This window comes from Halopseudomonas pachastrellae, from assembly GCF_900114765.1.
Classification (GTDB): Bacteria; Pseudomonadota; Gammaproteobacteria; order Pseudomonadales; family Pseudomonadaceae; genus Halopseudomonas; species Halopseudomonas pachastrellae.
In genome coordinates, this window is the sequence record NZ_FOUD01000011.1 from 68,962 (window position 1) to 94,537 (window position 25,576).

The 25,576-nt window shown below is 63.2% G+C and carries 24 protein-coding genes, 1 tRNA gene and 1 pseudogene; 10 read left to right on the forward strand and 16 right to left on the reverse strand.

All coding sequences use genetic code 11. The features are described from left to right. Nucleotides 1–4: 4 nt before the first annotated feature. Nucleotides 5–1,588, reverse strand: a complete 1,584-nt coding sequence (gene ctaD / locus BM116_RS10145; protein ID WP_083725633.1) for a cytochrome c oxidase subunit I — start codon at nucleotides 1,586–1,588, stop codon at nucleotides 5–7. Nucleotides 1,589–1,598: 10 nt separating this feature from the next. Then, entirely contained in the window at nucleotides 1,599–2,723 is a 1,125-nt protein-coding gene (coxB, locus tag BM116_RS10150) for a cytochrome c oxidase subunit II (protein ID WP_083725631.1), read from the reverse strand. A 417-nt stretch (nucleotides 2,724–3,140) separates the two neighbouring features. On the opposite strand from coxB, the gene BM116_RS10155 reads away from it, so the two are divergent. Continuing rightward, complete coding sequence (locus BM116_RS10155) at nucleotides 3,141–3,785, forward strand: hypothetical protein (protein WP_083725629.1); 645 nt, start codon at nucleotides 3,141–3,143, stop codon at nucleotides 3,783–3,785. 19 nt (nucleotides 3,786–3,804) lie between these two features. Here BM116_RS10155 and BM116_RS10160 read toward each other — a convergent pair whose 3' ends face one another. Both BM116_RS10160 and prlC read right to left on the reverse strand, forming a co-directional pair. Then, nucleotides 3,805–4,068 carry a YheV family putative zinc ribbon protein gene (locus BM116_RS10160; RefSeq protein WP_083725627.1) on the reverse strand — a complete coding sequence of 88 codons (264 nt, stop codon included), beginning with the start codon at nucleotides 4,066–4,068 and terminating at the stop codon, nucleotides 3,805–3,807. Then, nucleotides 4,065–6,107: an oligopeptidase A gene (prlC, locus tag BM116_RS10165; protein ID WP_083725625.1), complete on the reverse strand. Its 2,043-nt coding sequence runs from the start codon at nucleotides 6,105–6,107 to the stop codon at nucleotides 4,065–4,067. The genes BM116_RS10160 and prlC overlap by 4 nt, the downstream gene beginning before the upstream one ends. A gap of 128 nt (nucleotides 6,108–6,235) precedes the next feature. On the opposite strand from prlC, the gene BM116_RS10170 reads away from it, so the two are divergent. The 4 genes from BM116_RS10170 (at nucleotide 6,236) to amt (ending at nucleotide 12,730) form a co-directional block, all read left to right on the forward strand. Further along, nucleotides 6,236–6,778: a gamma carbonic anhydrase family protein gene (locus tag BM116_RS10170; RefSeq protein ID WP_083725623.1), complete on the forward strand. Its 543-nt coding sequence runs from the start codon at nucleotides 6,236–6,238 to the stop codon at nucleotides 6,776–6,778. A 55-nt stretch (nucleotides 6,779–6,833) separates the two neighbouring features. Next, the gene (locus tag BM116_RS10175; RefSeq protein WP_235846736.1) at nucleotides 6,834–7,907 is read left to right on the forward strand and encodes a GGDEF domain-containing protein; all 1,074 of its coding nucleotides are present in this window, start codon (nucleotides 6,834–6,836) and stop codon (nucleotides 7,905–7,907) included. Between the two features lie 141 nt (nucleotides 7,908–8,048). Continuing rightward, on the forward strand, nucleotides 8,049–9,071 hold the full coding sequence (locus BM116_RS10180; RefSeq protein WP_083725619.1) for an NADP-dependent oxidoreductase: 1,023 nt from the start codon (nucleotides 8,049–8,051) through the stop codon (nucleotides 9,069–9,071). Between the two features lie 269 nt (nucleotides 9,072–9,340). Then, complete coding sequence (amt, locus tag BM116_RS10185) at nucleotides 9,341–12,730, forward strand: ammonium transporter (RefSeq protein WP_083725617.1); 3,390 nt, start codon at nucleotides 9,341–9,343, stop codon at nucleotides 12,728–12,730. 5 nt (nucleotides 12,731–12,735) lie between these two features. Here amt and BM116_RS10190 read toward each other — a convergent pair whose 3' ends face one another. The 4 genes from BM116_RS10190 to BM116_RS10205 all read right to left on the reverse strand — a co-directional run bounded on the left by BM116_RS10190 (nucleotide 12,736) and on the right by BM116_RS10205 (nucleotide 16,331). After that, nucleotides 12,736–13,095, reverse strand: a complete 360-nt coding sequence (locus BM116_RS10190) for a YbaN family protein (protein ID WP_083725615.1) — start codon at nucleotides 13,093–13,095, stop codon at nucleotides 12,736–12,738. Nucleotides 13,096–13,138: 43 nt separating this feature from the next. Further along, nucleotides 13,139–13,771, reverse strand: coding sequence for a sensor histidine kinase (locus tag BM116_RS10195; RefSeq protein WP_083725701.1), 633 nt, complete (start codon nucleotides 13,769–13,771; stop codon nucleotides 13,139–13,141). A 62-nt stretch (nucleotides 13,772–13,833) separates the two neighbouring features. Then, nucleotides 13,834–15,438, reverse strand: a complete 1,605-nt coding sequence (locus tag BM116_RS10200) for a response regulator (RefSeq protein ID WP_083725613.1) — start codon at nucleotides 15,436–15,438, stop codon at nucleotides 13,834–13,836. Nucleotides 15,439–15,659: 221 nt separating this feature from the next. Further along, the gene (locus BM116_RS10205) at nucleotides 15,660–16,331 is read right to left on the reverse strand and encodes a Rossmann-fold NAD(P)-binding domain-containing protein (protein ID WP_083725611.1); all 672 of its coding nucleotides are present in this window, start codon (nucleotides 16,329–16,331) and stop codon (nucleotides 15,660–15,662) included. Nucleotides 16,332–16,532: 201 nt separating this feature from the next. Between BM116_RS10205 and BM116_RS10210 the strand changes: the two genes are divergently transcribed. Then, on the forward strand, nucleotides 16,533–17,216 hold the full coding sequence (locus tag BM116_RS10210; RefSeq protein WP_083725609.1) for a tellurite resistance TerB family protein: 684 nt from the start codon (nucleotides 16,533–16,535) through the stop codon (nucleotides 17,214–17,216). Between the two features lie 3 nt (nucleotides 17,217–17,219). Here BM116_RS10210 and cadR read toward each other — a convergent pair whose 3' ends face one another. Next, nucleotides 17,220–17,660, reverse strand: a complete 441-nt coding sequence (cadR, locus tag BM116_RS10215) for a Cd(II)/Pb(II)-responsive transcriptional regulator (protein WP_083725607.1) — start codon at nucleotides 17,658–17,660, stop codon at nucleotides 17,220–17,222. 74 nt (nucleotides 17,661–17,734) lie between these two features. Between cadR and BM116_RS10220 the strand changes: the two are divergent. Together BM116_RS10220 and BM116_RS18855 are read left to right on the forward strand one after the other, a co-directional pair. Continuing rightward, nucleotides 17,735–19,833, forward strand: a pseudogene (locus BM116_RS10220) (heavy metal translocating P-type ATPase). A 160-nt stretch (nucleotides 19,834–19,993) separates the two neighbouring features. After that, a complete protein-coding gene (locus tag BM116_RS18855) occupies nucleotides 19,994–20,149 on the forward strand; it encodes a hypothetical protein (protein ID WP_169847241.1) in 156 nt (51 codons plus the stop codon). A gap of 93 nt (nucleotides 20,150–20,242) precedes the next feature. Here BM116_RS18855 and BM116_RS10225 read toward each other — a convergent pair whose 3' ends face one another. From BM116_RS10225 to BM116_RS10235, 3 genes are all read right to left on the reverse strand, one after another. After that, nucleotides 20,243–20,452: a YgdI/YgdR family lipoprotein gene (locus BM116_RS10225; protein WP_083725605.1), complete on the reverse strand. Its 210-nt coding sequence runs from the start codon at nucleotides 20,450–20,452 to the stop codon at nucleotides 20,243–20,245. 90 nt (nucleotides 20,453–20,542) lie between these two features. Next, nucleotides 20,543–21,397 (reverse strand): SDR family NAD(P)-dependent oxidoreductase, encoded by an 855-nt coding sequence (locus BM116_RS10230; protein ID WP_083725603.1) that lies wholly within the window; start codon nucleotides 21,395–21,397, stop codon nucleotides 20,543–20,545. Nucleotides 21,398–21,530: 133 nt separating this feature from the next. Continuing rightward, nucleotides 21,531–22,247 carry a hypothetical protein gene (locus BM116_RS10235; RefSeq protein ID WP_083725601.1) on the reverse strand — a complete coding sequence of 239 codons (717 nt, stop codon included), beginning with the start codon at nucleotides 22,245–22,247 and terminating at the stop codon, nucleotides 21,531–21,533. Between the two features lie 213 nt (nucleotides 22,248–22,460). Between BM116_RS10235 and BM116_RS10240 the strand changes: the two genes are divergently transcribed. Further along, the gene (locus BM116_RS10240) at nucleotides 22,461–23,171 is read left to right on the forward strand and encodes an extensin-like domain-containing protein (RefSeq protein WP_083725699.1); all 711 of its coding nucleotides are present in this window, start codon (nucleotides 22,461–22,463) and stop codon (nucleotides 23,169–23,171) included. A gap of 2 nt (nucleotides 23,172–23,173) precedes the next feature. Here BM116_RS10240 and BM116_RS10245 read toward each other — a convergent pair whose 3' ends face one another. The 4 genes from BM116_RS10245 to BM116_RS10260 form a co-directional block, all read right to left on the reverse strand. Then, the gene (locus BM116_RS10245; RefSeq protein WP_083725599.1) at nucleotides 23,174–23,548 is read right to left on the reverse strand and encodes a YbaN family protein; all 375 of its coding nucleotides are present in this window, start codon (nucleotides 23,546–23,548) and stop codon (nucleotides 23,174–23,176) included. 5 nt (nucleotides 23,549–23,553) lie between these two features. After that, complete coding sequence (locus tag BM116_RS10250) at nucleotides 23,554–24,180, reverse strand: biliverdin-producing heme oxygenase (protein WP_083725597.1); 627 nt, start codon at nucleotides 24,178–24,180, stop codon at nucleotides 23,554–23,556. A 184-nt stretch (nucleotides 24,181–24,364) separates the two neighbouring features. Continuing rightward, nucleotides 24,365–24,547, reverse strand: a complete 183-nt coding sequence (locus tag BM116_RS10255) for a TonB-dependent receptor (protein ID WP_083725595.1) — start codon at nucleotides 24,545–24,547, stop codon at nucleotides 24,365–24,367. A gap of 228 nt (nucleotides 24,548–24,775) precedes the next feature. Further along, nucleotides 24,776–24,852 (reverse strand) — tRNA-Arg (locus BM116_RS10260). A gap of 257 nt (nucleotides 24,853–25,109) precedes the next feature. On the opposite strand from BM116_RS10260, the gene BM116_RS10265 reads away from it, so the two are divergent. Beyond that, on the forward strand, nucleotides 25,110–25,529 hold the full coding sequence (locus BM116_RS10265) for a c-type cytochrome (RefSeq protein ID WP_181977938.1): 420 nt from the start codon (nucleotides 25,110–25,112) through the stop codon (nucleotides 25,527–25,529). The last annotated feature ends 47 nt before the right edge of the window (nucleotides 25,530–25,576 follow it).

The window sequence follows — 25,576 nt, forward strand, 5'->3', positions numbered from 1 at the left end:
CCGCTCACTTCACCTCTGGGGGTGTCGAGAAAGTGTGGTAGGGCGCAGGTGAGGGCACGGTCCACTCCAGCCCCTCGGCGCCATCCCAGGGGTTGGCCGCAGCCTTCTTACCGCCCCGGATGCACTTGATGACGATAAACAGGAACAGCAACTGGGTAACACCGAACATGAAGGCGCCAACCGAGGAGACCATGTTGAAGTTGGCGAACATCACGTTGTAATCCGGAATGCGCCGCGGCATCCCCGCCAGCCCGACAAAGTGCATCGGGAAGAACGCGAGGTTCATACCGATGAAGCTCATCCAGAAATGGGTCTTGGCCAGTGTTTCGTCATACATGTGGCCGGTCCACTTTGGCAGCCAGTAGTAGGCCGAGGCAAAGATGCCGAAGATCGCACCCGGCACCAGCACGTAGTGGAAGTGGGCGACCACAAAGTAGGTGTCGTGGTACTGGAAGTCGGCCGGGGCAATCGCCAGCATCAGGCCGGAAAAGCCGCCGATGGTGAACAGAATTACAAAGGCCACGGCGAACAGCATGGGCGCTTCGAAGGTCAGTGCACCGCGGAACATGGTGCTGACCCAGTTGAACACCTTCACCCCGGTGGGTACGGCAATCAGCATGGTCGCGTACATGAAGAACAGTTCGCCGGTAATCGGGATGCCGACGGTGAACATGTGGTGCGCCCAGACGATGAACGACAGGAAGGCGATGGCGCCGGTGGCGTACACCATCGAGGTGTAGCCGAACAGTGGCTTGCGGCTGAAGGCCGGAATGATCTGGCTGACCGCACCAAAGGCCGGCAGGATCATGATGTACACCTCGGGGTGCCCGAAGAACCAGAAAATATGCTGGAACATCACCGGGTCACCGCCACCGGCGGCGTTGAAGAAGCTGGTACCGAAGTGAATGTCCATCAGCATCATGGTCACCACGCCGGCCAATACCGGCATTACCGCAATCAGCAGGAAGGCGGTGATCAGCCAGGTCCAGACGAACAGTGGCATTTTCATCAGCGTCATGCCGGGGGCGCGCAGGTTGAGAATGGTGGCGATGATGTTGATCGCGCCCATAATCGAGCTGATGCCGGCCAGGTGAATGGCAAAGATGAAAAAGGTGACGCTGGGTGGTGCGTAGGTAGTCGACAGCGGCGCGTAGAAGGTCCAGCCGAAGTTGGGCCCGCCGCCTTCCATGAACAGCGTCGAGACCAGCAGCCCGAAGGCCATTGGCAGCAGCCAGAAGCTGAAGTTGTTCATGCGCGGCAGCGCCATGTCCGGTGCGCCCACCATCAGCGGGATCATCCAGTTGGCCAGGCCGACGAACGCCGGCATGACCGCCCCGAAGACCATGATCAGGCCGTGGGTGGTGGTCATCTGGTTGAAGAACTCGGGCTGCACCAGTTGCAGGCCGGGCTGGAACAACTCGGCACGGATGACCATGGCCATCGAGCCGCCGAGCAGGAACATGGCAAAGCTGAACCACAGGTACATCGAGCCGATGTCCTTGTGGTTGGTGGTGAGCACCCAGCGCATCAGGCCCTTGGCCGGACCGTGGGCATGGTCGTGGTGATGGGTATCGATCACAGCACTCATGACAGGTCTCCTATTGGCCTTCTTTGGCGTTCAGCACGTCGACGGGCGCCAGCATTTCGCCGGTGTCGTTGCCCCAGGCGTTGCGCTCGAAGGTTATGACGGCGGCAACGTCGACTTCCGACAGTTGCTTGCCGAACGCAGCCATGGCCGTGCCCGGTACGCCGTTGAGCACGATATCCAGGTGCTGGGCCATATCCTCGGTGACGATGGCGCTGCCCTTGAGCGCCGGGAACATCGGCGGCAGGCCTTCGCCGGTGGGCTGGTGACAGGATGCGCAGGCGGAGGCGTAAACCTTTTCGCCGCGCTCGACGAGTTCCTCGAGCGTCCACTCCTTCTCGCGCAGTTCAGCCTCTTTGGCGGCGGCCTCTTTCTGCTCGGCCATCCAGGCGTCGTATTCATCCTGGGGCAGCACTTCGACCACCACCGGCATGAAGCCGTGATCCTTGCCGCACAGTTCGGTGCATTGGCCGCGGTAGATGCCGGGCTCTTCTACGCGGGTCCAGGCTTCGTTGATAAAGCCGGGGATGGCGTCCTTCTTGACTGCAAAATCCGGCACCCACCAGGAGTGGATCACGTCGGCAGCGGTCACCAGGAAGCGGACCTTCTTGCCAACCGGAATGACCAGCGGGTTGTCCACTTCGAGCAGGTAGTTGGGGTTCTTGTCGCTGACGTTGCCGATTTCATCGCGCGGGGTCGACATGCTGCTGAAGAAGCTCACGCCTTCACCCACGTACTGGTACTGCCAGCGCCACTGGTAGCCGGTGACCAGGATATCGATGTCCGCCTCGTCGGCGTCGTAGATGTCGATCAGGGTTTTGGTGGCCGGAATGGCCATGACGATGAGAATCGCCAGCGGGATCACCGTCCAGAGAATTTCCACGCCAAGGTGTTCGTGGAAGGTGGCTGGTTTGCTGTCCTCGGATTTGCGATGCATCAGCATCGACCAGAACATCACTCCAAACACTAGGATGCCGATGACCACGCAGATCCAGAAAATGGTCATGTGCAGGTCAAATACGGATTGACTGACTTCGGTGACGCCCCGGCGCATGTTGACGCCCCACTCGGCACTCGCATGGGCGCCGAGCACAGACAGGGACAGTCCAACCGGCCAGGTGATTGCTGCTCGCAACATTCCCGGTCCCCCTTTATTGTTTTTATCGCTCCCGGTGCACGAAACGGAGGGGGTATCACACTGCGCAGACACCCAGGCAGGACGCTGAAAAATCGGCTGTCATGCTCTTGCCGACTTGTTCAGCAGCCCGCTTACCGCAGGACATACAGCGCGTTCTACGCGGCGTTTTATCCCCCGGCCAGCACTTCCCCCACAGGCCACCAGTCATCTGGAGTATAGACAGGGGTCGGGGGGGCGCAATGTTGTCGCGGAGAAATCTTGGCGGGGTGTGCGGCGGCCTTATTACAATTTGATCTGGTGGCTCGCCGTGAGGCACTTTGACGCATTCGATCCCCTCTGCTAGGTTTTTCGCTTTAAAATAATGTCAAAGTGATGCTGCTCGCAGGCAGCCTCCGTTCGCCGTTGTGGAGCTTGAGTATGAACATCGCTGGGCTGAAACGCCGTATTGCCGAGGCAACGGCGCAGAGTGATTCGCGTGAGGGGATGCAAGCCTGGCTGCAGACCCGCATTGCGGATCTACACCCTTCCATTCGCCTGCATGAGGACCCGGTTGGTCATCTGCAGCGCTTTGCCACTGCCTATATCGAAGAGGTACCCGAGGTGCTGGAAGCCGCTGCGGCGGTTGCCGAGTCAGCGCAGCTCAAGCCGCGCATGTTGCCGGTATTGAAGGTGGCCGAGGCGTTCTTTCTGCAGCCGCCTGATCTGCCGGCTGAGCATCAGGGGCTGGTAAGTCTGCTGGACGAAGCCTATCTTTCCCATCGCCTGGTTGAAGAGGTGAATGACCGCTATGTGTCGCACGGTGGTGAATCCCTTATTCCGATGGATACCACCCGCGCCAATGTGATTGTGCATCATCTGCTGGGCGAGCCCTTTGCCAATCGGCTGGATGCGGCGGTCGAGGAGGCGGTAGCCGGGCTGTTGCCCGAAGATCTGTTCCAGTCAGCGGAGTTTCAGGCTTATCGCGCGCAGCTGGACACGGCCAGCGTGCAGCGTCTGTGGGCGCAGTGGCCGTGCATGTCGCAGCAGTTGGGTGTGGATATAGAGCTGCGCGGCGCAGTCTGATCAGGCGGCGCCGCCAGCCTCAGTCTTTCTTTTTCAGGCGCGGGTTAGGGAAGAACTGCACGGTCTGGCTGGTGGGCTTTTTCGGCGCCTTGCGTACCTCATTGACCCGGGTACCCAGCTCCTTGGGTACCGAGTTACCACGCGCATCCAACGTATCGGTATAGCCGCACTGCACGCACTCGCGGTGCGGCACGCCCTCTACCTCGTACATCTTGATGGTATCCATGGCGCTGCACGCCGGGCAGACTGCGCCGGCGATAAAGCGTTTGACCGGCCCGCTCACGCTGCCTCTCCTGTCAGGCCACTGTGGCGCAGCAGCGGATCAATTGACGGCTCGCGACCGCGGAAGGCGACGAACAGCGCCATTGGCGCCTCGCTGCCGCCACGGGCAAGGATGTTGTCGCGGAAGGCGCGGCCCGTCTCGGCGTTCAGCACGCCCTCTTCCTCAAAGCGCGAGAAGGCATCGGCCGACAGCACTTCTGCCCACTTGTAGCTGTAGTAGCCCGCTGCGTAACCGCCAGCGAAGATGTGGCTGAAGCCATTCTGGAAGCGGTTGAAGGACGGCACCTTGATGACCGCAATTTCTTCGCGCACCTGATCCAGCACCTGTTGTGCGCTCAGCTCCGGCTGCTTGCGTACGTGCAGTTCAAAGTCGAACAACGAGAACTCGATCTGGCGCAGCATGCCGAGGCCTGACTGGAAGTTCTTGGCTGCCAGCATCTTGTCCAGCAGGTCCTGCGGCAGCGGCTCGCCGGTTTCATAATGGCTGGAAATCAGCGCCAGACCGTCCGGCTCCCAGCACCAGTTTTCCATGAACTGGCTCGGCAGCTCGACCGCATCCCAGGCCACGCCGTTGATGCCGCTGGCGGAGGCGTAGTTCACCCGGGTCAGCAGGTGGTGCAGGCCGTGGCCAAACTCGTGGAACAGGGTGGTGACCTCATCGTAGGTCAGCAGCGCCGGCTTGCCGCCAACGGCGGGAGTGAAGTTGCAGACCAGATAGGCAATCGGGCGCTGCAGTGCGCCGTCCGGCAGCAGGCGGCGGTCCCGGCAGCCGTCCATCCAGGCGCCGCCGCGCTTGTTGGCGCGGGCGTATAGATCAAGGAAGAAACGGCCGATGACTTCGCCCTGCTCGATCACTTCGAACAGGCGGGCGTCCTTGTGCCAGCGCTCGAACTCGGCGACTTCACGCAGCTCGATGCCGTACAGCTTCTGTACGATGGAGAACATGCCGTTGATCACGGTATCGACCGGGAAGTAGGGGCGCAGCATTTCTTGCGAGATGGCATAGCGCTGCTGGCGCAGTTGCTCGCTGTAAAAGCCGACGTCCCAGGGCTGCAGGTCGTCGCAGCCCTGCTCGGCGGCAAAGGCTTTCAGTGCGGCCAGATCCTGTTGGGCGAAGGGTTTGCTGCGCTCGCCCAGATCGCGCAGGAAGCCCAGTACCTGATCGGTGCTTTCGGCCATCTTGGTCGCCAGTGACAGCTCGGCGTAGTTGGCAAAACCCAGCAGTTCGGCCAGCTCCTGTCGCAAGACCAGAATCTCGTCGATGATAGGGCCGTTGTCGAACTGACCGGCGTTCGGGCCCTGATCCGATGCGCGAGTGCAGAAGGCGGTGTAGACCTCCTGACGCAGGGCGCGGTCGCTGGCGTAGGTCATCACCGGGAAATAGCTGGGGAATTCCAGCGTGATCAGCCAGCCGTCCAGCTCACGGGCTTCGGCAGCCTGTTTGGCCTGCGCCAGCGCAGATTCGGGCAGGCCGTCGAGTTGGGCGGCATCGGTAATATGTTTGGTCCAGGCCTGGGTTGCATCCAGTACCTGATTGGAGAAGGTGCTCTGCAGCTCGGACAGGCGCATTTGCAGCTCGCCATAGCGCTTTTGCTGCTCGGGCGGCAGGGCGATGCCGGACAGTTTGAAGTCACGCAACGCATGTTCAAGGATGGTCTGCTGGGCGGTGTCCAGCTTGGCAAATTCGTCGCTGTCGGCCAGTTGCTGATAGGCGTCGAACAGCGCCTGGTTTTGCCCCATCTCGGTGTAGTACTGGCTCAGCAGCGGCAGACAGCTCTCGTAGGCTTCGCGCAGCTCGGGGCTGTTCATCACCGCGTTGAGGTGGCTGACCGGCGACCAGGCGCGGCCAAGGCGCTCGCCCATGTCATCCTGCGGCTCGATCAGGTTGGCCCAGGTCCACTGCGCCGGCGGGTTGGCCAGCAGCGCATCAAGCTGTGCGCGGTTGTCGGCCAGAATCTGCTCGATGGCCGGTTTGACGTGCTCGGCGCGGATCTCGGCAAAGGGTGGCAGATCGTAGGGTTGCAGCAGCGGATTGGGCATGGCGGGTATCCTGATTCGATCGATGACTTACAATGCGCCCATGGTAATCAACTCGGGCGCGCTTGGCATCGCGACTGTGTTAGAAACTCTCAATGACGGCGATAGCCTGATAATTCAAGGGTGAAGCAATGAACGTGCGTGGATTCAGGGACTGGCAGCCGGTACTCGGTGACCGGGTTTTTGTTGACCCCTCGGCCGTGGTGCTGGGCGATGTGGAGCTGGGTGACGACTGCTCGGTGTGGCCCGGCGCGATCATTCGCGGCGATATGCACCGTATCCGTATTGGCGACCGCACCAGCGTGCAGGACGGCAGCGTGCTGCATATTACCCATGCCGGCCCCTTTAACCCTGACGGCTACCCGCTGACCATCGGTGATGACGTCACCATCGGCCACAAGGTGCTGCTGCACGGCTGCAGCATTGGCGATCGGGTGCTGGTGGGCATGGGCAGCATCGTCATGGATGGTGCGGTGGTCGAGGACGAGGTGATCATTGGCGCTGGCTCACTGGTGCCGGCCAATAGAATCTTGGAGAGCGGCTACCTGTACATGGGCAGCCCGGCCAAACAGGTGCGTGCGCTGACCGACAAGGAGCGCGAGTTCTTCACCTACTCGGCGGCCAACTATGTGCGCCTGAAGGATCAGCACCTGCTGGAGAGCTACGCGGACTAGCTGGCGGCGGCTATACTCCGCGGTTAGCGGGTGCGAGCAAGGAGAGGCAGACAACGTGAACGGGAAGTTCCCAATGGACGAGGCGGCCGGTAACGGCCTGGGCCAGCAGGCGCGCCGCTCGCTGCTGCAGCTGATCTTTGTGTCTACCGGAGCCCTGCTGTGGGGCTTCGCCCTGCTGCAGTTCGACAACGACAATACCCTGCTGGCCTGGCTGGAGATCGCCGTGGGCAGCCTGCTGATCTGGTCGGCCTGGTACCTGCGCCGGGTGCGTTGGCTGACGCCCTGGATCTACGCCTATCTGCTGCCTACCTTCTGCTTCCAGATCTACATCATGCTGATGCCGGCGGCCTCTGCTACGGCCTTTGTCTGGGTCTATATGGTGCCGATGCTTGCCTACCTGCTGTTGGGCGGCAAGGCGGGCCTGTTGCTGTCCTTGCCCTTCATGCTGCTGGCGGTGGTGCTGTACATCACTCGTTACGCCGACCTGCAGACAGCGCACGGGCTGATCGATCTGGGCAACGCGGTGATCTGCGGGTTGATGATCCTGTTGTTCGTGCACTTCTATGAAGTACGCCGGGCCAATGCCCAGCAGACCCTGGAGCGCCTCGCTGAAACCGACGCGCTGACCGGGGTCTACAACCGCGGCCGCTTCCAACAGCTGTTTGAGCAGTGCATCGAGCAGGGCCAGCGCAGTGGTGACGGGTTTGCCCTGGTGTTGCTGGATGTCGATCACTTCAAGCAGGTCAACGATGGTTGGGGGCATGAGGTGGGTGACCGTGCCCTGCGCCACCTGTGTAAAGTACTGCAGCGCCGCCTGCGCAAGACCGATGTGATCGGCCGCCTGGGTGGTGAGGAATTCGGCCTGCTGCTGCGTAGCACCGATGCGCAGGCTGGCGAGCAACTGGTGCAGGTGCTCTGCAGTCAGTTGCAGCAGACGCCGCTGTGCTGGGGCGACAAGCAGGAGCTGCGTATCACCGCGACCTTTGGCGTGGCGCATTGGCCCACGGATGCGCTGGATGCCGAGAGCCTCTATCGTCGGGCCGACCAGCGTCTATACCGGGGCAAGGCCTATGGCCGCAACCGGGTGATCAGTCAGGGCGGTCCGCTGCAGATCAGCGAGCTGGGCTGAGTGTGTTTCGGCCTGCGGATTGGCGTGCGATCAAGTGCGTGAATAGTAGGCGAGTTCGCGCGGGTCGCTGGCGATGTTCGTTTATGATCCGGGAGTTCGCGGTGTTTCCGCTCATTCACCAATTCAAACGAGAGGCATCTGATGTCTGCTTATAGCAACCGTAAAGTCGTACTCAACAAACGCCCGCAGGGTGAAATCCAGGATGGCGATCTGGTTCTCAAAGAAGAGCCGGTACGTGATCTGAAAGACGGCGAAGTACTGATCAAGACTCTGTGGCTGTCGCTGGACCCCTACATGCGTCCGCGTATGAACGACAGCAAGGGCTACATGGACCCGATCGAAATCGGCGCGCCGATTGTCGGTGAGAGCGTTGGCCGGGTTGTCGAGTCGAAGTCCGACAACTATCAGGTGGGCGATGTGGTTACTGTCTACTCCGGCTGGCAGGAGTACTGCATCATTCCGGGCAACGCCGAGATGGTCTACAAGATCAAGGATCAGGGCGTGCCGCTGCAAACCTACCTGGGTGTGGCGGGCATGCCGGGTCGCACGGGTTACTGCGGCCTGATGTACGTCGGCAAGCCCAAGGCTGGCGAGACCGTGGTTGTTGCTGCGGCTTCCGGCCCGGTGGGTACCGTGGTGGGTCAGACTGCCAAGCAGGAAGGCTGCCGCGTGGTCGGTATCGCCGGTGGCCCCGAGAAGTGCCGCTATGTGGTCGAGGAGCTGGGTTTTGATGCCTGCATCGATTACAAGGCCGGTAACCTGGACGCCGATCTGGCGGCTGCCTGCCCGAACGGTATCGATGTGTACTTTGAGAACGTGGGCGGCGACGTTGCCAAGGCCGTTGCCAAGCTGCTCAACCCGGGTGCCCGTGTGCCGATCTGTGGTTATGTATCGGCCTACAACGCGGAAGACCAGAGCAAGGTCGAAACTCCTTTCCACATCTTCGGCGCGCTTGATCCCAAGCCGGAACATCGCTTCTTCCTGGTCACCGAGTGGCAGGACAAGCACCAGGAGATCACCGCGCTGCTGGCTGAGCAGGTGGCTTCCGGCAAGCTGAAGTACAGCGAAACCGTAGCCGAAGGCCTGGACAACGCCGTTGAGGCATTCAAAGGCATGCTCAAGGGCAAGAACTTCGGCAAGCAGCTGGTTCACATCGCCGACTGATCTTGCACTGCCTGCCTGTTCCGGGCGCCCTCGCGCGCCCGGGACAGAGCCTCGGCTGCCGTTCGGCGGCCGATTCTGACTCTCCCCCCTTTCGCCGTTCTGGCGACACATTCTGACCAATTCGACGACTTTTGGTACAGAAACTGCATTGTTCTGCACTATCCTGAGCCAGGCTGCCTATTCCTGCTCAGTGGCTGCACTGCTCTGGTGCGCTGGCTGTTCTGTCGCGCTATCAAAGTGCCAGTTTCCAAATGGAACAGGTATCGCCTATGCCCATCTCGATGATCGATGTTCTGTGGTTGGTCTTGTGTGCTGGTCTGGTGTTCAACATGCAGATTGGCTTTCTCTGTCTTGAGTCGGGCCTGACCCGCAGTAAGAACGCGATTAACGTGGCCGTGAAAAACATGGCCGATCTCAGCCTTGCGGTGTTCTGCTACTGGCTGTTCGGCTTTGGCCTGATGTTTGGTGGCAGCGCCGGTGGCTGGTACGGCGAAGGCTTCTCCATGTTGCCCTTTACCGATACCTGGCATTCGGCTTTCTTTCTCTTTCAGGCAATGTTCTGCACCACGGCGGCCACCATCGTGTCCGGCGCCGCCGCAGAGCGCATGCGGTTTGCTTCCTACTTGCTGGTGGCGTTGCTGATTGCCGGGCTGATCTACCCGCTATTCGGCCATTGGGCCTGGGGTGGTGTGTTTGCTGACGGTCTGGGTTGGTTGGCTGCGCGCGGCTTTGTCGATTTTGCCGGCTCCACCGTGGTCCACGGTGTTGGCGGTTGGGTGGCGCTGGCGGTGATTCTGATTCTCGGCCCGCGCCAGGGGCGTTTCGATCAGGACCGCGATGGGCGCAGCATGCCCGGCTCCAACCTGCCGCTGGCAATGCTCGGCGCGCTGATGCTGATGTTTGGCTGGTTCGGCTTTAACGGTGGCAGCACTCTGAGCTTTGACGGCCGGGTGCCGGGCATCATCGCCAATACGGTGCTGGCGGCCATGGCCGGCACCCTGGGCGGGATGTTCATGTCCTGGTGGCGCTGGCGTCTGGTGGACCCGGTCTACCCGCTCAACGGCATGATTGCCGGCATGGTCGCCATTACCGCAGGCGCCCATGTGATGGATGCGCCGGCGGCGTTCTTCGTCGGCCTGGTTGGCGCGGTGGTGATGTACCTGGCCGACCGCCTGCTGAATCACCTGCGTATCGACGATGCCGTTGGCGCGGTGCCGGTGCACTTGGCCAGTGGCATCTGGGGCACCCTGGCAGTCGCGTTGTTCGCCAATCTTGAGACGCTGGGCACGGGCCTGAGCCGCACCCAGCAGTTTGTCGCGCAGCTCGAGGGCGTGGTGGTTGCCGGGCTCTGGGCCTTTGGCGTCACCTGGCTGTTGCTGCGCCTGATCAACCGCTTCTGGCCGATGCGGGTCACACCTGAGGACGAGGTGGCCGGCCTGAACGTATCCGAGCACGGCGCGCGTACCGAGTTGATCGAGTTGCTGGAGGCAATGGCTGCGCACCAGCGCGATGGCCGCTTTGAGCGCGATGTGCCGGTCGAGCCCTTTACCGAGGTCGGTCAGATTGCCGCCCAGTACAACAAGGTGATCCATGCCCTGCGGCGGGCGGTGGGGGTCACCCAGAGCATCATCCGTGACATTCGCGATGGCGTGGTCACCTGCAACCGCGAAGGTGTGCTGGCCACCTGCAACCCGGGCGCCGAGCGTCTGTTCGGGCTGCCGGCCGGGCTACTGATTGGTCAGCCGCTGGACCGGCTGGTGGCTGAGCGCAACTGGGCCGGGTTGCCGCTGCCGGAGGCGGGCAGTGAGACCAAGCAGGAAGTGCTGTTCAGCCGTAACGAGCACGACCAGTTTGTGGCCGAGCTGACGGTCAGTCAGGGGGCGCTGGAGGACGAGCATTACACCTGTCTGATTCGCGATATCACCGAGCGCCGGCGCATCGAGCAGCAGCTGTTTCAGGAGAAGATGCTGGCGCAGGTTACGCTGGCCTCGATAGGCGACGGCGTGATTACCACCGGGCCCGATGCGCGGGTGCGCTACCTCAACCCGGTCGCTGAACAACTCACCGGCTGGAGCGAGGAGGAGGCCAGTGACCGGCCCCTCGACGAGATCTATTGTCTTTTTGATGAGGTCACCGGCGAGGGCCTGCTTAACCCGGTCAGCGCCATGCTGCGGCGCTACCGGCAGGCACTCAGCCGGCAACCGGGCAGCATGTCGCAGCTGCGCCGGCGTGACGGCAGCGAAGTCACGGTGCAGGACGCGGTGGCGCCGATTCGTGATGCCGAAGGGCACATCATTGGCGCGGTGCTGACCTTCCGCGATGTCACCGCCAACCGCCGGCTGGCGCGTGAGCTGTCCCACCAGGCGGCCCACGACACCCTGACCGGGCTGGTCAACCGTAAGGAGTTCGAGCGCCGGGTTGCCCACGCGCTGCAGCGCCATGAGAGCAGCGGCGGGGAGCAGGTGCTCTGCTACATGGATCTGGACCAGTTCAAGATCGTCAACGACACCTGCGGACACGCGGCCGGTGACGAACTGCTGCGTCAGTTGGCCAAGCTGTTCCAGTCGCATATTCGCAGCTCCGATGTGCTGGCGCGTTTGGGTGGCGACGAGTTTGGTCTGCTGCTGAGCGGCTGCACGCTGGAAGAGGCGGTCCCGATTGTCGAGGGTATTCGCACGCTGGTGGAGGAGTATCGCTTCAGCTGGGAGGGCAAGACCTTTGCCGTTGGCGTGAGCATTGGCCTGGTGCCGGTGGAGGCGCAGATGCTCAGCCTCGACGTGTTGCTCAGCGCGGCAGACAGCGCCTGTTATGCGGCCAAGGATGCCGGGCGCAACCGTATTCATCTGTATCAGACCGACGATGCCCAGATGCAGGAGCGGCGCGGCGAGATGCAGTGGGTCAACCGCCTGCGCCAGGCGCTGGATGCCGACCTGCTGCGTCTATACGTGCAGCCAATCTATCCGATCAGCGAGCGCGACAGTCAGCCCGGCTACGAGGTGCTGGTGCGGCTGCTGGGTAACGACGGGCAGGTGATTCCGCCCGGCGCCTTCATGCCGGCCGCCGAGCGCTACGATCTGGCCTCGGCGATTGACCGCTGGGTAGTGGGCAACTTCCTCGCCTGGCTGGGCGATTACAACCGCCGTTGCAGCGGCCCGCTTGGTAACTACTCGATCAACCTGTCGGCGGCGTCGCTGGGTGAGGAAGGCTTTCTCGACTTTGTCCTGGAGGTGCTGGAGCGGCACCAGGTGCCCACCAGTCATGTGTGCTTTGAAATCACCGAATCCAGCGCGGTATCCAACCTGGGCAAGGCGGTGGAGTTCATGCGCGGTTTGCGGGACATTGGCTGCCAGTTTGCGCTGGACGACTTTGGCTCGGGCCTGTCGTCCTTTGCCTACCTTAAGTCGCTGCCGGTGGACTATCTGAAGATTGACGGGGTGTTCGTCAAGGACATCGCCAGCGACCCGATCGCCCGCGCCATGGTGGCGTCAATCAACACCATTGGCCACGAGATGGGCTTGCAGACGGTCGCCGAGTTTGTCGAGAGCGAAGCGATTCTGGAGCAGTTGCGCGAACTGGGTGTGGACTATGCGCAGGGCTATCACCTGGGCCGCCCGCAGCCACTCAGCGAGCTGGACGGCGTGCGCATGATGCCGCGCTAACGCCCTTACGGTGTTGGCTCGGGGCGAGTCCAGAGCCAGCAGGCCACGCAGAGCAGAAACAGCGGCAGGCCGATGCGCAACCAGCCTGGCGTGGGCACCAGCCAGAGCGCCAGCACGCTGCTGGTCATTACCAGGCTGGCCGCCCATTTGGCGCGCCGTGGTACCGCCCGACGGCTGCGCCAGTCGTGGATCAGCGGGCCGTACTTGGGGTGCGCCAGCAGCCTCGCCTCAAGTGCAGGCCAGCCGCGCGCGCCAGCCCAGGCGGCCACCAGCAGAAAGGGAGTGGTAGGCAGACCCGGCACCACGACGCCAATGGCGCCCAGCGCAACACAGAGCGAGGCCAGTGCACGCCATAGCCAGATCATCGTTCAGTGCGCCGTTGGGCAGGCGTCCTTGAGGCCGGCATGCTCAGGGCAGCCAGATACGGAATTCGCCGCCACCGAGCACACCCTGATTACTCAGGGCAATGCGCCCGGTGACGCCGTTGCGACGATGCAGGTGAGCAATGCGCTGGCCGAAATACAGCCCCAGCCCGGTGCTGCCGGTGCTCATGTTGATACCCAGCACGTAGTCTGATTGCCCGTCGAGCATGGCCTGCGGGTAGCCCGCGCCATCGTCGCTGATAGTGATCAGCAGTTGGTCGCCATCCATGCGCGCGGCCAGGTGGATGGCCGAGCGGGTGTAGCGGATGGCATTGTTGATCACATTGCCGACCACCGAGCCGACCAGCTCGCCGTCAAAAAAGCCCATCAGTCCGTCCTCGGCTACCTCATAGCTGCCCTGAATGGAACGCGCCCGCAGGATGTCGTCATGGCGTGCCAGCTGGGCCTGCAGAAAGTCATCCAGCTCCAGATAGCTGGGACGCAGCGGCAGCTGATTGACGTCCAGCTTGTACAGCCCGAGCATCTGCACCAGCATGCCGTTCAGGCGCATGGACTCGTACTCGATCACACCGCGCTCGGCGGCGCTGTCGGCGGTGGGCGGCAGGTGCGCGATCAGTTGTCCGTAGGACTGCATCAGCAGGCCAAGGGAGTTTTTCATGTCATGCACGGTTGAGGCGATGACCGTAGAAAAGTCCAGCTGCTCGTCGTCCTTTTGCTCGCTCACAGCGAATCGACCCGTTCCAGCAGCTTGCGGTAGCGCTCGTGGCGGGGGTCGCTGATTGGCAGGCTGCGGACCTGCGCCAGGCACGCCCGACACTCGGTCAGCAGTGCGTCGTCGGGTGCAGTCAGCAGCAGGCGCAGCAGCGATTGGGCGGTGTTGAGGGCGTAACTGATGTTGCGGGGCTGCAGTGACAGCGCCTCGCGGAAGGCCTCCAGCGCAGCGGGGTACTGTTGCTGCTGGTAGCTGCGCATGCCTTCACGGTTGCGCGCTGCGGCTTCTTCGCCACCATGCAGAATGCCGGGGTTGCTGGTTTGCGCGGCAATGCCGGCCATCACTGCCGGGTCATCGCCGTACATTTCAGCGCAGGTGCCGAGCAACTGATCGGACTGCTCAGCGCAGCCCAGCTCGCGCAGTTGTTCGGCAACGGCGAGCGCGGTGTCGGCACTGAAGAAGGTCTCCAGATTGGCCAGCTTGTCGGTGGCGCTGCGCAGCAGCTGGTCGGCCTCGGCCTGCTTGCCGCTGCGGCGCATAACGTCGGCCTGCAGCAGATCGGCGCGCGCGCCCAGGCCCTGATCGTCCTTCCAGCTGCGGGTCAGGTCCTCCAGGGTCTGGCGAATCTCGACCTGCACGCGCGGGTTGGGTGCGGTATCGCCACTTTGCACCTTGAGGCTGTCGGCCAGGCTGAGATGGTGTTCGGGATTGCGAAAGGCAGAGTGGCGGCCCAGGGTCACGGCCTGACGGTAAGCGCGCACGGCGCGCTCCGGGTCCTCGTTGCTGCGGGCGACGCGCCCGAGCTCGGCCTGGCGCTGCGGGTTGTTGGGCGAAATTTTTACCGCCTGTTCGAGGAACACCTGTGCCTTGAGGGTCTCGCCGCGTGCCAGCTTGACTCGGGCCAGCCCGTCAAAGGCTGCCGGCAGCATCGGAAACTGCTCGATGCCTTGTTCGTAGAGCGCTTCGGCCTGATCCAGCTGGCCGCGTTGCAGCAGATGGTCGGCCAGCTTCATCAAGGCCCAGGGCAACGGCCGTTGCGCCAGGATGCCCTGCAGCAGTTGTTCCAGCGGCTCATGCTGCTGCAGTGCAGCCAGTGCGTTGGCCTTGTAGCGCTGACACAGCGGCGCCAGACGCGGATCACGTTGCAGCAGCGCGTCACAGGCGCTGACGACCGCGCGCTGATCCTCGCGTGCCAGGGCATCGAGGATGGGCGCCAGCAGACTTTTGCGCTCGACCAGCTTGTCCAGTCGCTGTTGCAGGCTGGCGCGGTTGAAAGGCTTGGTCAGATAGGCGTCGGGTTCAAACTCAAGCGCGGCCATGACCATTGCCTGGCTGCTTTCGGCCGTGACCATGACGAATATGCAGTGGGGGCTGATCAGCTTTTCATGGTGCAGCTCTTCGAGCACCTGCTGCCCGTTCTTGCCCTGACCGAGGTTGTAGTCGTGCAGGATGACGTCATATCGGGTTTTGCGGCAGAGGCTGAGAGCTTCCTCGCCGTTGGCGGCAATATCGATGTGCTGGGCGGCCATTTGCCCGAGCATGCCCTTGACCGATGAGCGGAAGTCGCTGAAGTCATCCACTACCAGAAAGCGCATGTTGCTGTAGACGATCATGATTGTTCTGTTTTCCGCTGGACCTGTATGCATTCTAGACGGTTTGGAACGCCTGCCCGTTCCCGCTGCCAACATCTCGGCGGGAGCAGTCACAGTATACAGTGAAATCAAAGGGCCACTATTGGTGCGGTCGGCAGAACGGCGAGTGGAGCTGGCAGCGCGCCCGGCAGGCGGGCGCGCAGAGGCATTAGTACCTTGGCACGTGGTATTTCAACGGCCTGCTAGCGACGCCGCGCGATGGCGTCGGACTCTATCACATGCCGTCCGACCGGTGCGATAAGCGCGGCCTGCAGCATGGCGGCGGCTACATCCGTGGCCTTGACTGCACGCAGCCGCTTGGGGATCAGTGGTTTGAAGGTACGCGATACCAGTAGCCCGACCAGCTCGCCGGGGCGATCTTCCGGGCGCGCGCCGTCCAGTAGCGACGGCCGCAGCAGGCTCAGGGAACGAAAGTCCATGGCGCTCAGGTCCTGCTCGACCTCGCCTTTCACGCGCAGGTAGAACGAACCCGAACGCGGGCTGGCGCCCACTGCCGAATTGAGCACAAAGGTGCGCGTGCCGGCGCGCCGGGCCAGCCGTGCGCAGGTGCTGACATAACCGCGGTCGACCAGGCGAAAGGCCTCGCGCGAGCCAGCGTGTTTGCGTGTGGTGCCCAGCGCGCAGAGGGCGGCATCGCAGTGCCACCAGTCGGCGTCTTCCGGCAGGTTGTCAAAGTCGACTTGCGGGTTGTCCAGGTGAGCGTAGTGATTGACTGCCGTGGGCAGCGGGCGCCGCGTGGGCGCTATGACGCGGCTGACATGCGGGTCGGCCAGCGCCTGACGCAGAATCTCCATACCTACCAGCCCGCTACCGCCGAGCACCAGCAGGGACTTGCCTGTGTTGTTGTTATGCATGTTGTCACTCCGGTCCGTGGGGCTTGGGTACGTGTAATCGCACCTGGCTTTCTGTCAGTTAAGCGCTCTGGCGCGCCGTTGGCGCGTGGCTGAAAAATGCCGCAACAGCTTGCCATGGAGTGATCGCCTGCAAATCGTGGTCCAAGCACTCATGAGGCGGGCTCAGGCCGGTCTGCGTAACGTCTGGATAAGGAGTCTTGAATGAATACCCAAGGGTTGCTTGATCAGTTGTTGAAGTCCGCCAGTGGTGCACTCTCTGGCAACAGCAGCACCAATTCGCGCCAGGGCAGTGCCGGTGGCAGCCAGCTTGGCAGCCTGCTGTCCGGCGCCGGTGGTGGCGCACTGGCCGCAGGCGCCGTGGGGCTGCTGCTGGGCAACAAGAAGGCGCGCAAGATGGGCGGCAAGGCCGTGAAGTACGGCGGCATGGCGGCGTTGGGAGTGGTGGCCTTCAAGGCCTGGCAGCAATGGCAGAAGAACAGCGCCAACGCCCCGCAAGGTCAGCCGCAGACGGTGGACCGCCTGCCGGCGCCGCAGCAGGAACAGCACAGTCACGCCATCCTGCGGGCGTTGATCGGCGCGGCCAAGGCCGATGGTCACATTGATGACCGTGAGCGAGAGCTGATTGATGCCGAGGTCGCCAAACTGACCAATGACCCGCAGACCCTGCAGTGGTTTGATGCCGAGCTGCGCAAGCCGCTGGACCCGGCCGAGGTGGCCAGTGCCGCGCAGACCCCGGAGATGGCGGCAGAAATGTATCTGGCCAGCCTGCTGGTGGTGGATGAGCAGAGCTTTATGGAGAAAGCCTATCTGCAGGAGCTGTCCAGCCAGCTCAAGCTGGACCCGCAGCTGATCGCCGAGCTGGACCACCAGGTGCAGCAGGTTTAGCAGTCAGTGGCTGTGGCCGACATGTGAGTCTTCGTCCGGCGGCTGCACGGCGCCGCTGGTACCCAGCTGCTGAATGATGCCGCAGGCGTCCATCGCGTGGGGCGACTGGCAACGGCGGCGCAGCTCGACCAGCTGCTGCTGCAATTGGGTCAGCGCGGCAATGCGCTGGCCCACGTGCTCGATGTGCTCGTCAATCAGCTCGTTCACGCCGCCGCAGCTCGCGCGGGGCTGCTCGCGCAGGGTCAGCAACTGCTTAATCTCCTGCAGGGTCATGTCCAGCACCCGGCAGTTACGGATAAACACCAGTCGCTCCAGGTGGGTTTCACCGTACTGGCGATAGTTGCCGGCGCTGCGCCGAGGCACCGGTAGCAGGCCCTCGCGTTCGTAGTATCGAATCGTCTCCACGGCGCAGTCGGTGCGTGCGGCCAGTTCTCCGATTTTCATCTTCGCTCTCCGGTTGCTTGACTCTATAGTGGCTACAGGGTTTTTACTTGGCAACAGACTCAGAGACAACTGCCATGCCTGCCGAACGATCCTGCCACGCCGAACATAGCTGCTGCGCCTCGGCCAGCGCAGTGCCAACCGCCAACCTGCAGCCCCATGAGGGCAGCGTGCTCAGTCGTATCCGCATCGTGCAGATGGACTGCCCGACCGAAGAGCGCCTGCTGCGCGAGGTGCTGGAGGCGCGCCCGGAGGTGCTGGAGCTGCACTTCAATCTGCTGCAGCGGGTGCTGACGGTACGCCACCAGCCGCATAGCCTGGACGCTGTGCTGGCCGGTATCGACAGCCTGGGTTTCACCCCGCAGTTGCTGGGTGACGAGCCCGCACCCGCCGCGCCCCAGCGGCCCTGGTGGCCGCTGGCCGTGGCAGGTGCACTGGCGCTGGGCGCCGAGGTCAGCCACTGGCTCGCTCAGCCGGTATGGCTCAGCGCGCTGCTGGCGCTGGCAGCCATCGCGGTCGGCGGGCTGGATACCTATCGCAAGGGCTGGGTTGCGGTGCGGCACCGTACCCTGAATATCAACGCGCTGATGAGTATCGCGGTGACCGGCGCTGCGCTGATCGGCCAATGGCCCGAGGCGGCCATGGTGATGGTGCTGTTCAGTCTGGCCGAGCAGATCGAAGCGCGCTCGCTGGCCCGCGCCCGCGATGCCATTGGCGGGTTGCTGGCACTGGCGCCGGAGCAGGCCAGCGTGCTGCAGGCTGATGGCAGCTGGGCGCAGCAACTGGTAACCGAGGTGCCGGTCGGCGCCCAGGTGCGGGTGGGCCCCGGTGAGCGCATCGCGCTGGATGGCGAGGTGCTGGAGGGGCGCTCAAGCGTGGATCAGGCGCCCATCACCGGTGAGAGCATGCCGGTCGACAAGCAGCCGGGCGCGACCCTCTACGCCGGTACCATCAACCAGTACGGCAGCCTGGTTTACCGCAGCACGGCCACCGCTGGCGGCACCACCCTGGCGCGCATCATCGAGGCGGTGGAGCAGGCTCAGGCCCAGCGTGCGCCAACTCAGCGGCTGGTTGACCGCTTTGCTGCCCGTTATACCCCGGCGGTCTGTCTGCTGGCGCTGCTGGTTGCGGTAGTGCCGCCGCTGCTGCTCGATGGCCTGTGGCTGGACTGGATTTACCGCGCGCTGGTGCTGCTGGTGGTCGCCTGTCCCTGCGCGCTGGTGATCTCGACACCGGTGACCATTGTCAGCGCGCTGGCCGCCGGTGCCCGGCGCGGCATTCTGATCAAGGGCGGTGCCTACCTGGAGTTGGGCGGCAAGCTCAATCTGGTGGCGCTGGACAAGACCGGCACCCTGACCGAGGGCCGCCCAAAACAGACCGACTTTGAGCTGCTGGGCGGGGACTCGCCCGAGCAGGTAGAGCAACTGGCCGCCAGCCTGGCCGCGCGCTCCGAACACCCGGTATCGCGGGCCCTGGCCAGCGCCTGCAGCCTGCCCCGGCTGGAGGTGACCGAGTTTACCGCCCAGCCCGGCCAGGGCGTCAGCGGCCTGATTGACGGGCAGCGCTATCACCTGGGCAACAGCCGACTGCTGGATCAATTGGGCCTGCGTGAAGATGCGCTGGGCTGGCGCGTGCAACTGCTGCAGCGTGAAGGCAAATCGGTGGTGCTGTTGTGTACCGACCAGCAGGTGCTGGCCCTGTTTGCGGTGGCCGATACGCTCAAGGCCGGCAGCCGAGATGCGGTGCGTGAACTGCACGCGCTGGGCGTCGAAACCCTGATGCTAAGTGGCGACAACGCACCCACCGTGCAGGCGATGGCTACCCAGGTGGGCATCGAGCAGGCCCGCGGCAATTTGCTGCCGGCGGACAAATTGGACGCGATACGCGCCGAGCGCGAGCGTGGGCGCTGTGTGGCAATGGTGGGTGACGGCATCAATGACACGCCGGCGCTGGCAGCAGCCGACATGGGCTTTGCCATGGCGGCAGCAGGCACCGATTGTCGCGCCAGACCGTGCGCGTGCTGCAGCAGAACATCTGGCTGGCATTGGGCTGCAAGGCGGTGTTTCTCGGCCTGACGCTGGCCGGCGCTGCCACCCTGTGGATGGCGGTGTTCGCGGACCTGGGCGTCAGTCTGATGGTGGTGGCAAACGGACTGCGGATGCTGCGCCAGGGCTGACCTGAAAGCGAAACACAATTTTCACTGGACGAAGGCTGTTTTCTGCAACAGACTGTTTTTATCAGGTGCCAGTAGGTTGCTCCGACTGTGAGCTCCGCCAGTGCCTCTCTAATAAAAACAAGACTTGCGCGCCACACCGATGGCACGCCAGGAGAACATCATGACTCGCCGCTATTCCGTGTGGCTGTTGCCCGGTGCCCTCGCCCTTGTCCTCTGCGCCGCCAGCCTGCTGGCATCGGCCCAATCTGAGCTGGCCGTGCATACCATCGCCGGTATCCCGGTTGCCCCCTTTGCCGATATCTTCAATCGTTTTTGACACAGCACTGCGCCCGGCTGCGCGATGGCAGCCGGTCCCCCGTAGTGTCTGCTGCCTGTCGTCTTGAGGGGGGCCGCGCCCGGACGGCTGGCCTTAGCGCTCTATGACCTGTTTGACGCTGGTGGCGGGGATCGCCTGCTCGCGGCCTTCTGCATCCTTAAAGATGTACATGCCGGAGTCGGGGTCGAGTTTGGGCTTGCTGTCGGTGGTGATCATCTCGCCGTCGTTGGTGCTGATGAGGTACTCGCTGGAACAACCAGCCAGAGCGGCTGCGCAGAGCAATGCGACAAGCAGCTGTTTCATGGGTAACGCTCCTTTTGCACACAGCGCGCATCACACCCCGTGATGCGCTGCTTGATTCACCCTAGACCCACCTTGTTCAACGCGCCACGCCTACTGGTTCACAGCACTGGGATCTACTGAAGCACCCGCGCCACGCTCAGCGCGCTGCTTGGCCAGTCGTGCGCCCTCGGCGGCGGTAAAGGCAAAGGTACGCTCCGGGTCGCTTGCGCGCAACTGCAGCGCCATCAGCTCTTGGCCCTCGGCCACAACGATGTCGTGCTGGCGCTGCGCCAGGCCGTCGAGAATGGTGTTGGCTGCATCGTTCGGGTCAATGCCGTTATCGATATTGGTGTCGGAGCGACCGCGTGCGGCGCCGCTGCCTTCCAGCGCGTTGCTGGCAATGGCGGTGCGCACCGAGCCCGGCAGGATCACGCTGACGCCAATGCCGTAGGCTTCTTCTACCTCGGCTCGCAGGGCCTCGAAGTAGCCGACGACAGCGTGCTTGGCGCCGCAGTAGCCTGTGCGCATCGGTGCGCCGAGTTTGCCGGCAACCGAGCTGACCACCGCCAGCTGGCCGCTGCCTTGTTCGACCAGGCGCGGCAGCAGCAGTTGGGTCAGGGCGACCGGAGCCAGATAGTCGATGTCGATCAACTGACGATAAACGTCAAAGCTGGTGTCCAGTGCCAGGCTGCGCTGGCTGACGCCGGCGTTATTGATCAGCAGGTCAATGCGACCCTGCCATGCCCAGGCCTGCTCCACCAGCTCTGGCAGACGCTTGTAGTCGGTAGTTTCAAAGGGCAGTACCAGAGTGCGTTCAGGTGCCAGCGCAGCCAGTTGCTGCAGCGCCTCGACCCGGCGGCCAGACAGAATGACGGCGGCGCCGTCTGCCAGTAGCGCCCGGGACAGGGCCTCACCAATACCCGACGAAGCGCCGGTAATCCAGACTACGCGCGAAGCAAAGCTCATGGTTGTTGTTCTCCGTTATTGAGCGGGCAGCAGTGGCCCGGGGAGGCCCACCTTATGCTCTGCCTTGCCACGGAGACTGTCATGCGCATGACAGTTGGCCGAGGCGCAGGGCTGGCTGCGCCTCGGGACAGGCTCAGTTGGCGTTGAGCGCGGTTTGCAGGGTGCTGACATCCAGCTGGTTGGCGCTGGCGTAGGACATGAACGACTGCGAAGTGCCGGACCAGGCCGACAGCAGCGCCGGCAGGTTGCGGGCGATGGTGGTGGCGTCGCCCAGGCTGCTGGTCAGCTGCGCGGCGGCCATCGGGTTGGACAGCAGCGAGCCAGCGGCGCCTTGCGCGTTGTTGATCCATTGGCTGAAGGCGCCGCTCAGTTTGGTACCTTCCTGGATACCGGCGGTGTAGTACGGGATCGCCTCGATCAGGGCGGCGCGGTTCTCGCCGCTCATGGCTGCGGCCTGGCTCAGGGCGTTCTGAATCAGCTGCTGGTTGGTGCTGGTCAGCCGAGTGTCACGCAGGATCACATCGGAGTCGCTGACACCGCCAATCGCGTACTGCTGGGCCGCGTTCATGGTTTGGGTTGCGGCATCAGTATTGCCGGTGGCCTGCAGGGTCTTCGCCTGGGCTATCAGCATGTTGTTCATGCTGGCGTTAAAGCGCAGCATCAGGTCGCTGTGCTGTTGTTCCAGTGCGCTGTTATCGGCAGCATTGCTGTTACCCTGGGTGGCGGTGTTCAGCGCCGCGCCGGCGACCGATTTGATAGCGTCCAGACCAAAGGCCTGGGCTTGGCCGGAGACCAGCAGGCCGGCTGCAACAAGGCCGATCAGGCCGGTGTGGATGCGTTTGCTGTTCATATCCTTTGCTCCTGAAAAATGCGTCATGCTAGGTGTGATAGGCCCGCTCTGTTGGCTAGTATGTGGTGCTGAAAACAGCCTGCGTTGAGCTGTTCAGCCTTGTCTGTGATGACGGGCTTTGCGAATGTACAGCAAATGCAGGCGAGGGCGTACCCCGTGTTCTGGGGGGGAGGGCGTCAATCAAAAAAATGGCCGAGGATGCAAACCCGCCTGATGAAAGTCTTCTTTGCTCTGTGTTTGGCGCTGCTCCTCGCCGCTGGTGGCTTTTTGTTGGGTTTGCAGCAGCAGTGGTGGACTGTGCCGCGTGAGTGGAACCCCTTCGCGCCGCTGCACCTGGCAGACCCGGTCACTCCCTTGACGCGCTGGAAGTTGCAGCGCCTGGGCGATGACCCCGAGGCGTGCCTGGCTGCCCTGAAAACCGCGCCGGCCGGAACGCTGGATTACCAGCCGCTGGCCGACTACACCCCGGTTGCCAATTGCCCGCTGAGCAATGTGGTGCGGCTGCGGGCCAGCACGCTGCAACTGAGCAGCAGCTTTGTCGCCCGCTGTCCGCTGATAGCCGCCTGGGCGCTGTACGAGCAGCAGCGCCTGCAACCGTTGGCACAAACGCATTTTGGTCAGCCGGTCGCGCGGCTGAGCCATTACGGCAGCTTTGCCTGTCGCAATATCTACCACCGTGAAAACGCCCGGCGCAGCGACCATGCCACCGCCTCCGCGCTGGACGTCGCGGCCTTGGCGCTGGCCGACGGCACCACGATATCGGTGTTGCAAGACTGGGATGATCAGGGCGAGAAAGGCGCCTTTCTGCGCGCCGCCTTTGCCGAGGCCTGTGACTTCTTTGGTACCAGTCTTGGGCCTGACTACAACGCCGCGCACGCCAATCACTTTCACTTTGGCCTGCGCGGCTTTGGCATTTGTCGCTAGGGTCACAGCTGCGTGTAGCGCGGCTCGGGGCGGCTGCACAGCCACAGCAGCACCAGACACATGCTGCTGGGCACCAGCCATTGCACCCAGGGGCTGGGCGCACTCAGGCAGATCAGCGGCATGCTGATGAACATGCTCACACCCGCCAGCCACTTGGCCCTGCGCGGAATGGCGCGTTCGCTCTGCCACTGACGCAGCGGCGGGCCAAAGCGCGGGTGGTTGAGCAACCACTCGGCCAGCGGTGGCCAGCCCTTGCCCGCAGCCCACACGGCCAGCAGCATGAACACCGTGGTGGGCATACCGGGCAGCACCGCGCCAATCAGTCCCAGACCAACAAACACCAATGCCAGCAGGCGCCAGCAAAGCCGCAGCAGCATGGCGCTTAGACGGCGGCGGCGGGTTGCTGCCCGGCCAGCAGCTCTTCTACCGAGGCACGGACAAAGGCAAAGGCATCACGCGCGCCCTTGACCGCCTCGGCACGTTCTTCAACTGACAGCGGCAGCGCATCCAGCGCGGCCTTGAACTGGCGCCAATGCAGCCCGCGGCCGTCGGTGTGGCCGACCAGATGACGTGCGCCAAAGGTCTCCGACAGGCCCAGTTGCTCGCGGGCATGCTTGAGCAGAAAAGCCGCGCCCAGGGTCGAGCCCTCGTGGGTATACAGCCAGCCCAGCGCCTCGGCAGTGCTCCCCGGCTGCACGCCATTGCCCACCTCGGCATCGGCCTGCTGCTGCGCCTGGCTGATGTCAAAGTCGGCGCAGTCCAGCTGGATCGCGTCCAGACGGTTGCGCTCGGCCAGATCGGGCAGCAGCGCCTGCAGCTTGGGGTTCTGGTACAGCGGCGCGGTGGCATGGTGCAGGCGCAGCTGCATGCGCAGGAAGCAGGCAAAACGTTCACGACTGGAGAACGGCGCCAGCGCCATGATGCGCTGATCCAGGCTCTCGTGGGTCGAGGTGGTCTGTTCTTTCAGGTAGCTGCTCAGGGGCAATGCGCTGCTGTCTGCCGTGGTCATGGCGGGTCCTTGCTTGGGGAGTCTGATCGGATTGGGGCGGGGCGCGATAAAAAGCGCACGCCAATATCTACTTAACGAATGAGCACCCCCAATCCCGTAATGCTCTGGGTAAAAAATCTGTCCCTCGGGTCGACGGCGTGCTGTCCTCAGCGCGCCGTCGACTGTTTTCAGCCACCGGAAGGGCTCAGAACTGCGCCGTGAGGCTCTGTTTCAGCGCGCGGCCGGGGGCCGCGACGGCGGAACGGGTGGTCGGGTCGATGTAGTACTCGTCGGTCAGGTTGCTGCCGACCAGCTCCAGGGTGATGTCGTCTCTGGGCCGAAAGCTGACGTAGGCGTCGTAGGTGGTCACGCTGCTGGGCAAGATCATGGATAGGTATCCGGGTAGGCCGTACACAGCCGCAGGCGCGCCTAGCCCTGGCGCGGTCTAAACGAGACAGGATTGGCTGCGAATCGCTTTGGCGATTCTTGGGGTGTTGCCCCGTCGCTTTGCTCCGCCCAAATCGCGTTGCGATTTGTCGAACGACAGGTTGGTATCGGCCGTCAGGCCACCACACAAAGCAAAAGGCCCAGCGGTTGCTGGGCCTTTTGCTTTGTGTGGCGCACCCGACAGGATTCGAACCTGTGACCCCCGCCTTCGGAGGGCGGTACTCTATCCAGCTGAGCTACGGGTGCGTGTCTGCTGTGGCCTTGCGACCAATGGCCGCAGCCTGTTGCCGGGCGGTCGTGATCGACGCGCGGGCGGGCTGCGCTGCAGCGCGGCAATGATACGCACTGCGGGCTGTGGCGTCCATGCCTGTGAGGGGATTCGTTGGTCTGCCGCGACCGCTTGGCACTTTGTCGGGTGTGGGTTTATCGGTATACTCGCGCTCATTGTCCGGGCAATGCACTTGGGCGCAAAACATATAGCCATGATGAGGATGCACAAGGTGATGACTTTGAAAAAGATTCTGCTGGCCTCGGCGGCCATGCTGGCGGTGGTTGCCGGTAATGCTTTCGCGGCAACAGCGAACGAAGAGGCCATCGCGGAGCGTCTGAAACCTGTCGGTACCGTTTGCCTGGTTGGCGATCCTTGCGCCGACGAAGTAGCCGGTGGTGGCGGTGCAGCGTCCGGTCCGCGTTCCGGTGCCGATGTTGTCGGCAAGTTCTGCTCTGCCTGCCACAGCGCTGGCGTGTTGGGCGCTCCGAAAATTGGTGACAGCGCTGCGTGGACAGCCCGCCACGGTGGTGACCTGGACGAGCTGCTGAAAAACGCTATCGCCGGTCTGAACGCCATGCCGCCGAAAGGCACCTGCGGTGACTGCTCCGATGAAGAGCTGATGGCCGCGATCAAGGAAATGTCCGGTCTCTGATCAGACGTTCCGCGCTGTACTGAACGCCCCGCCCTGTGCGGGGCGTT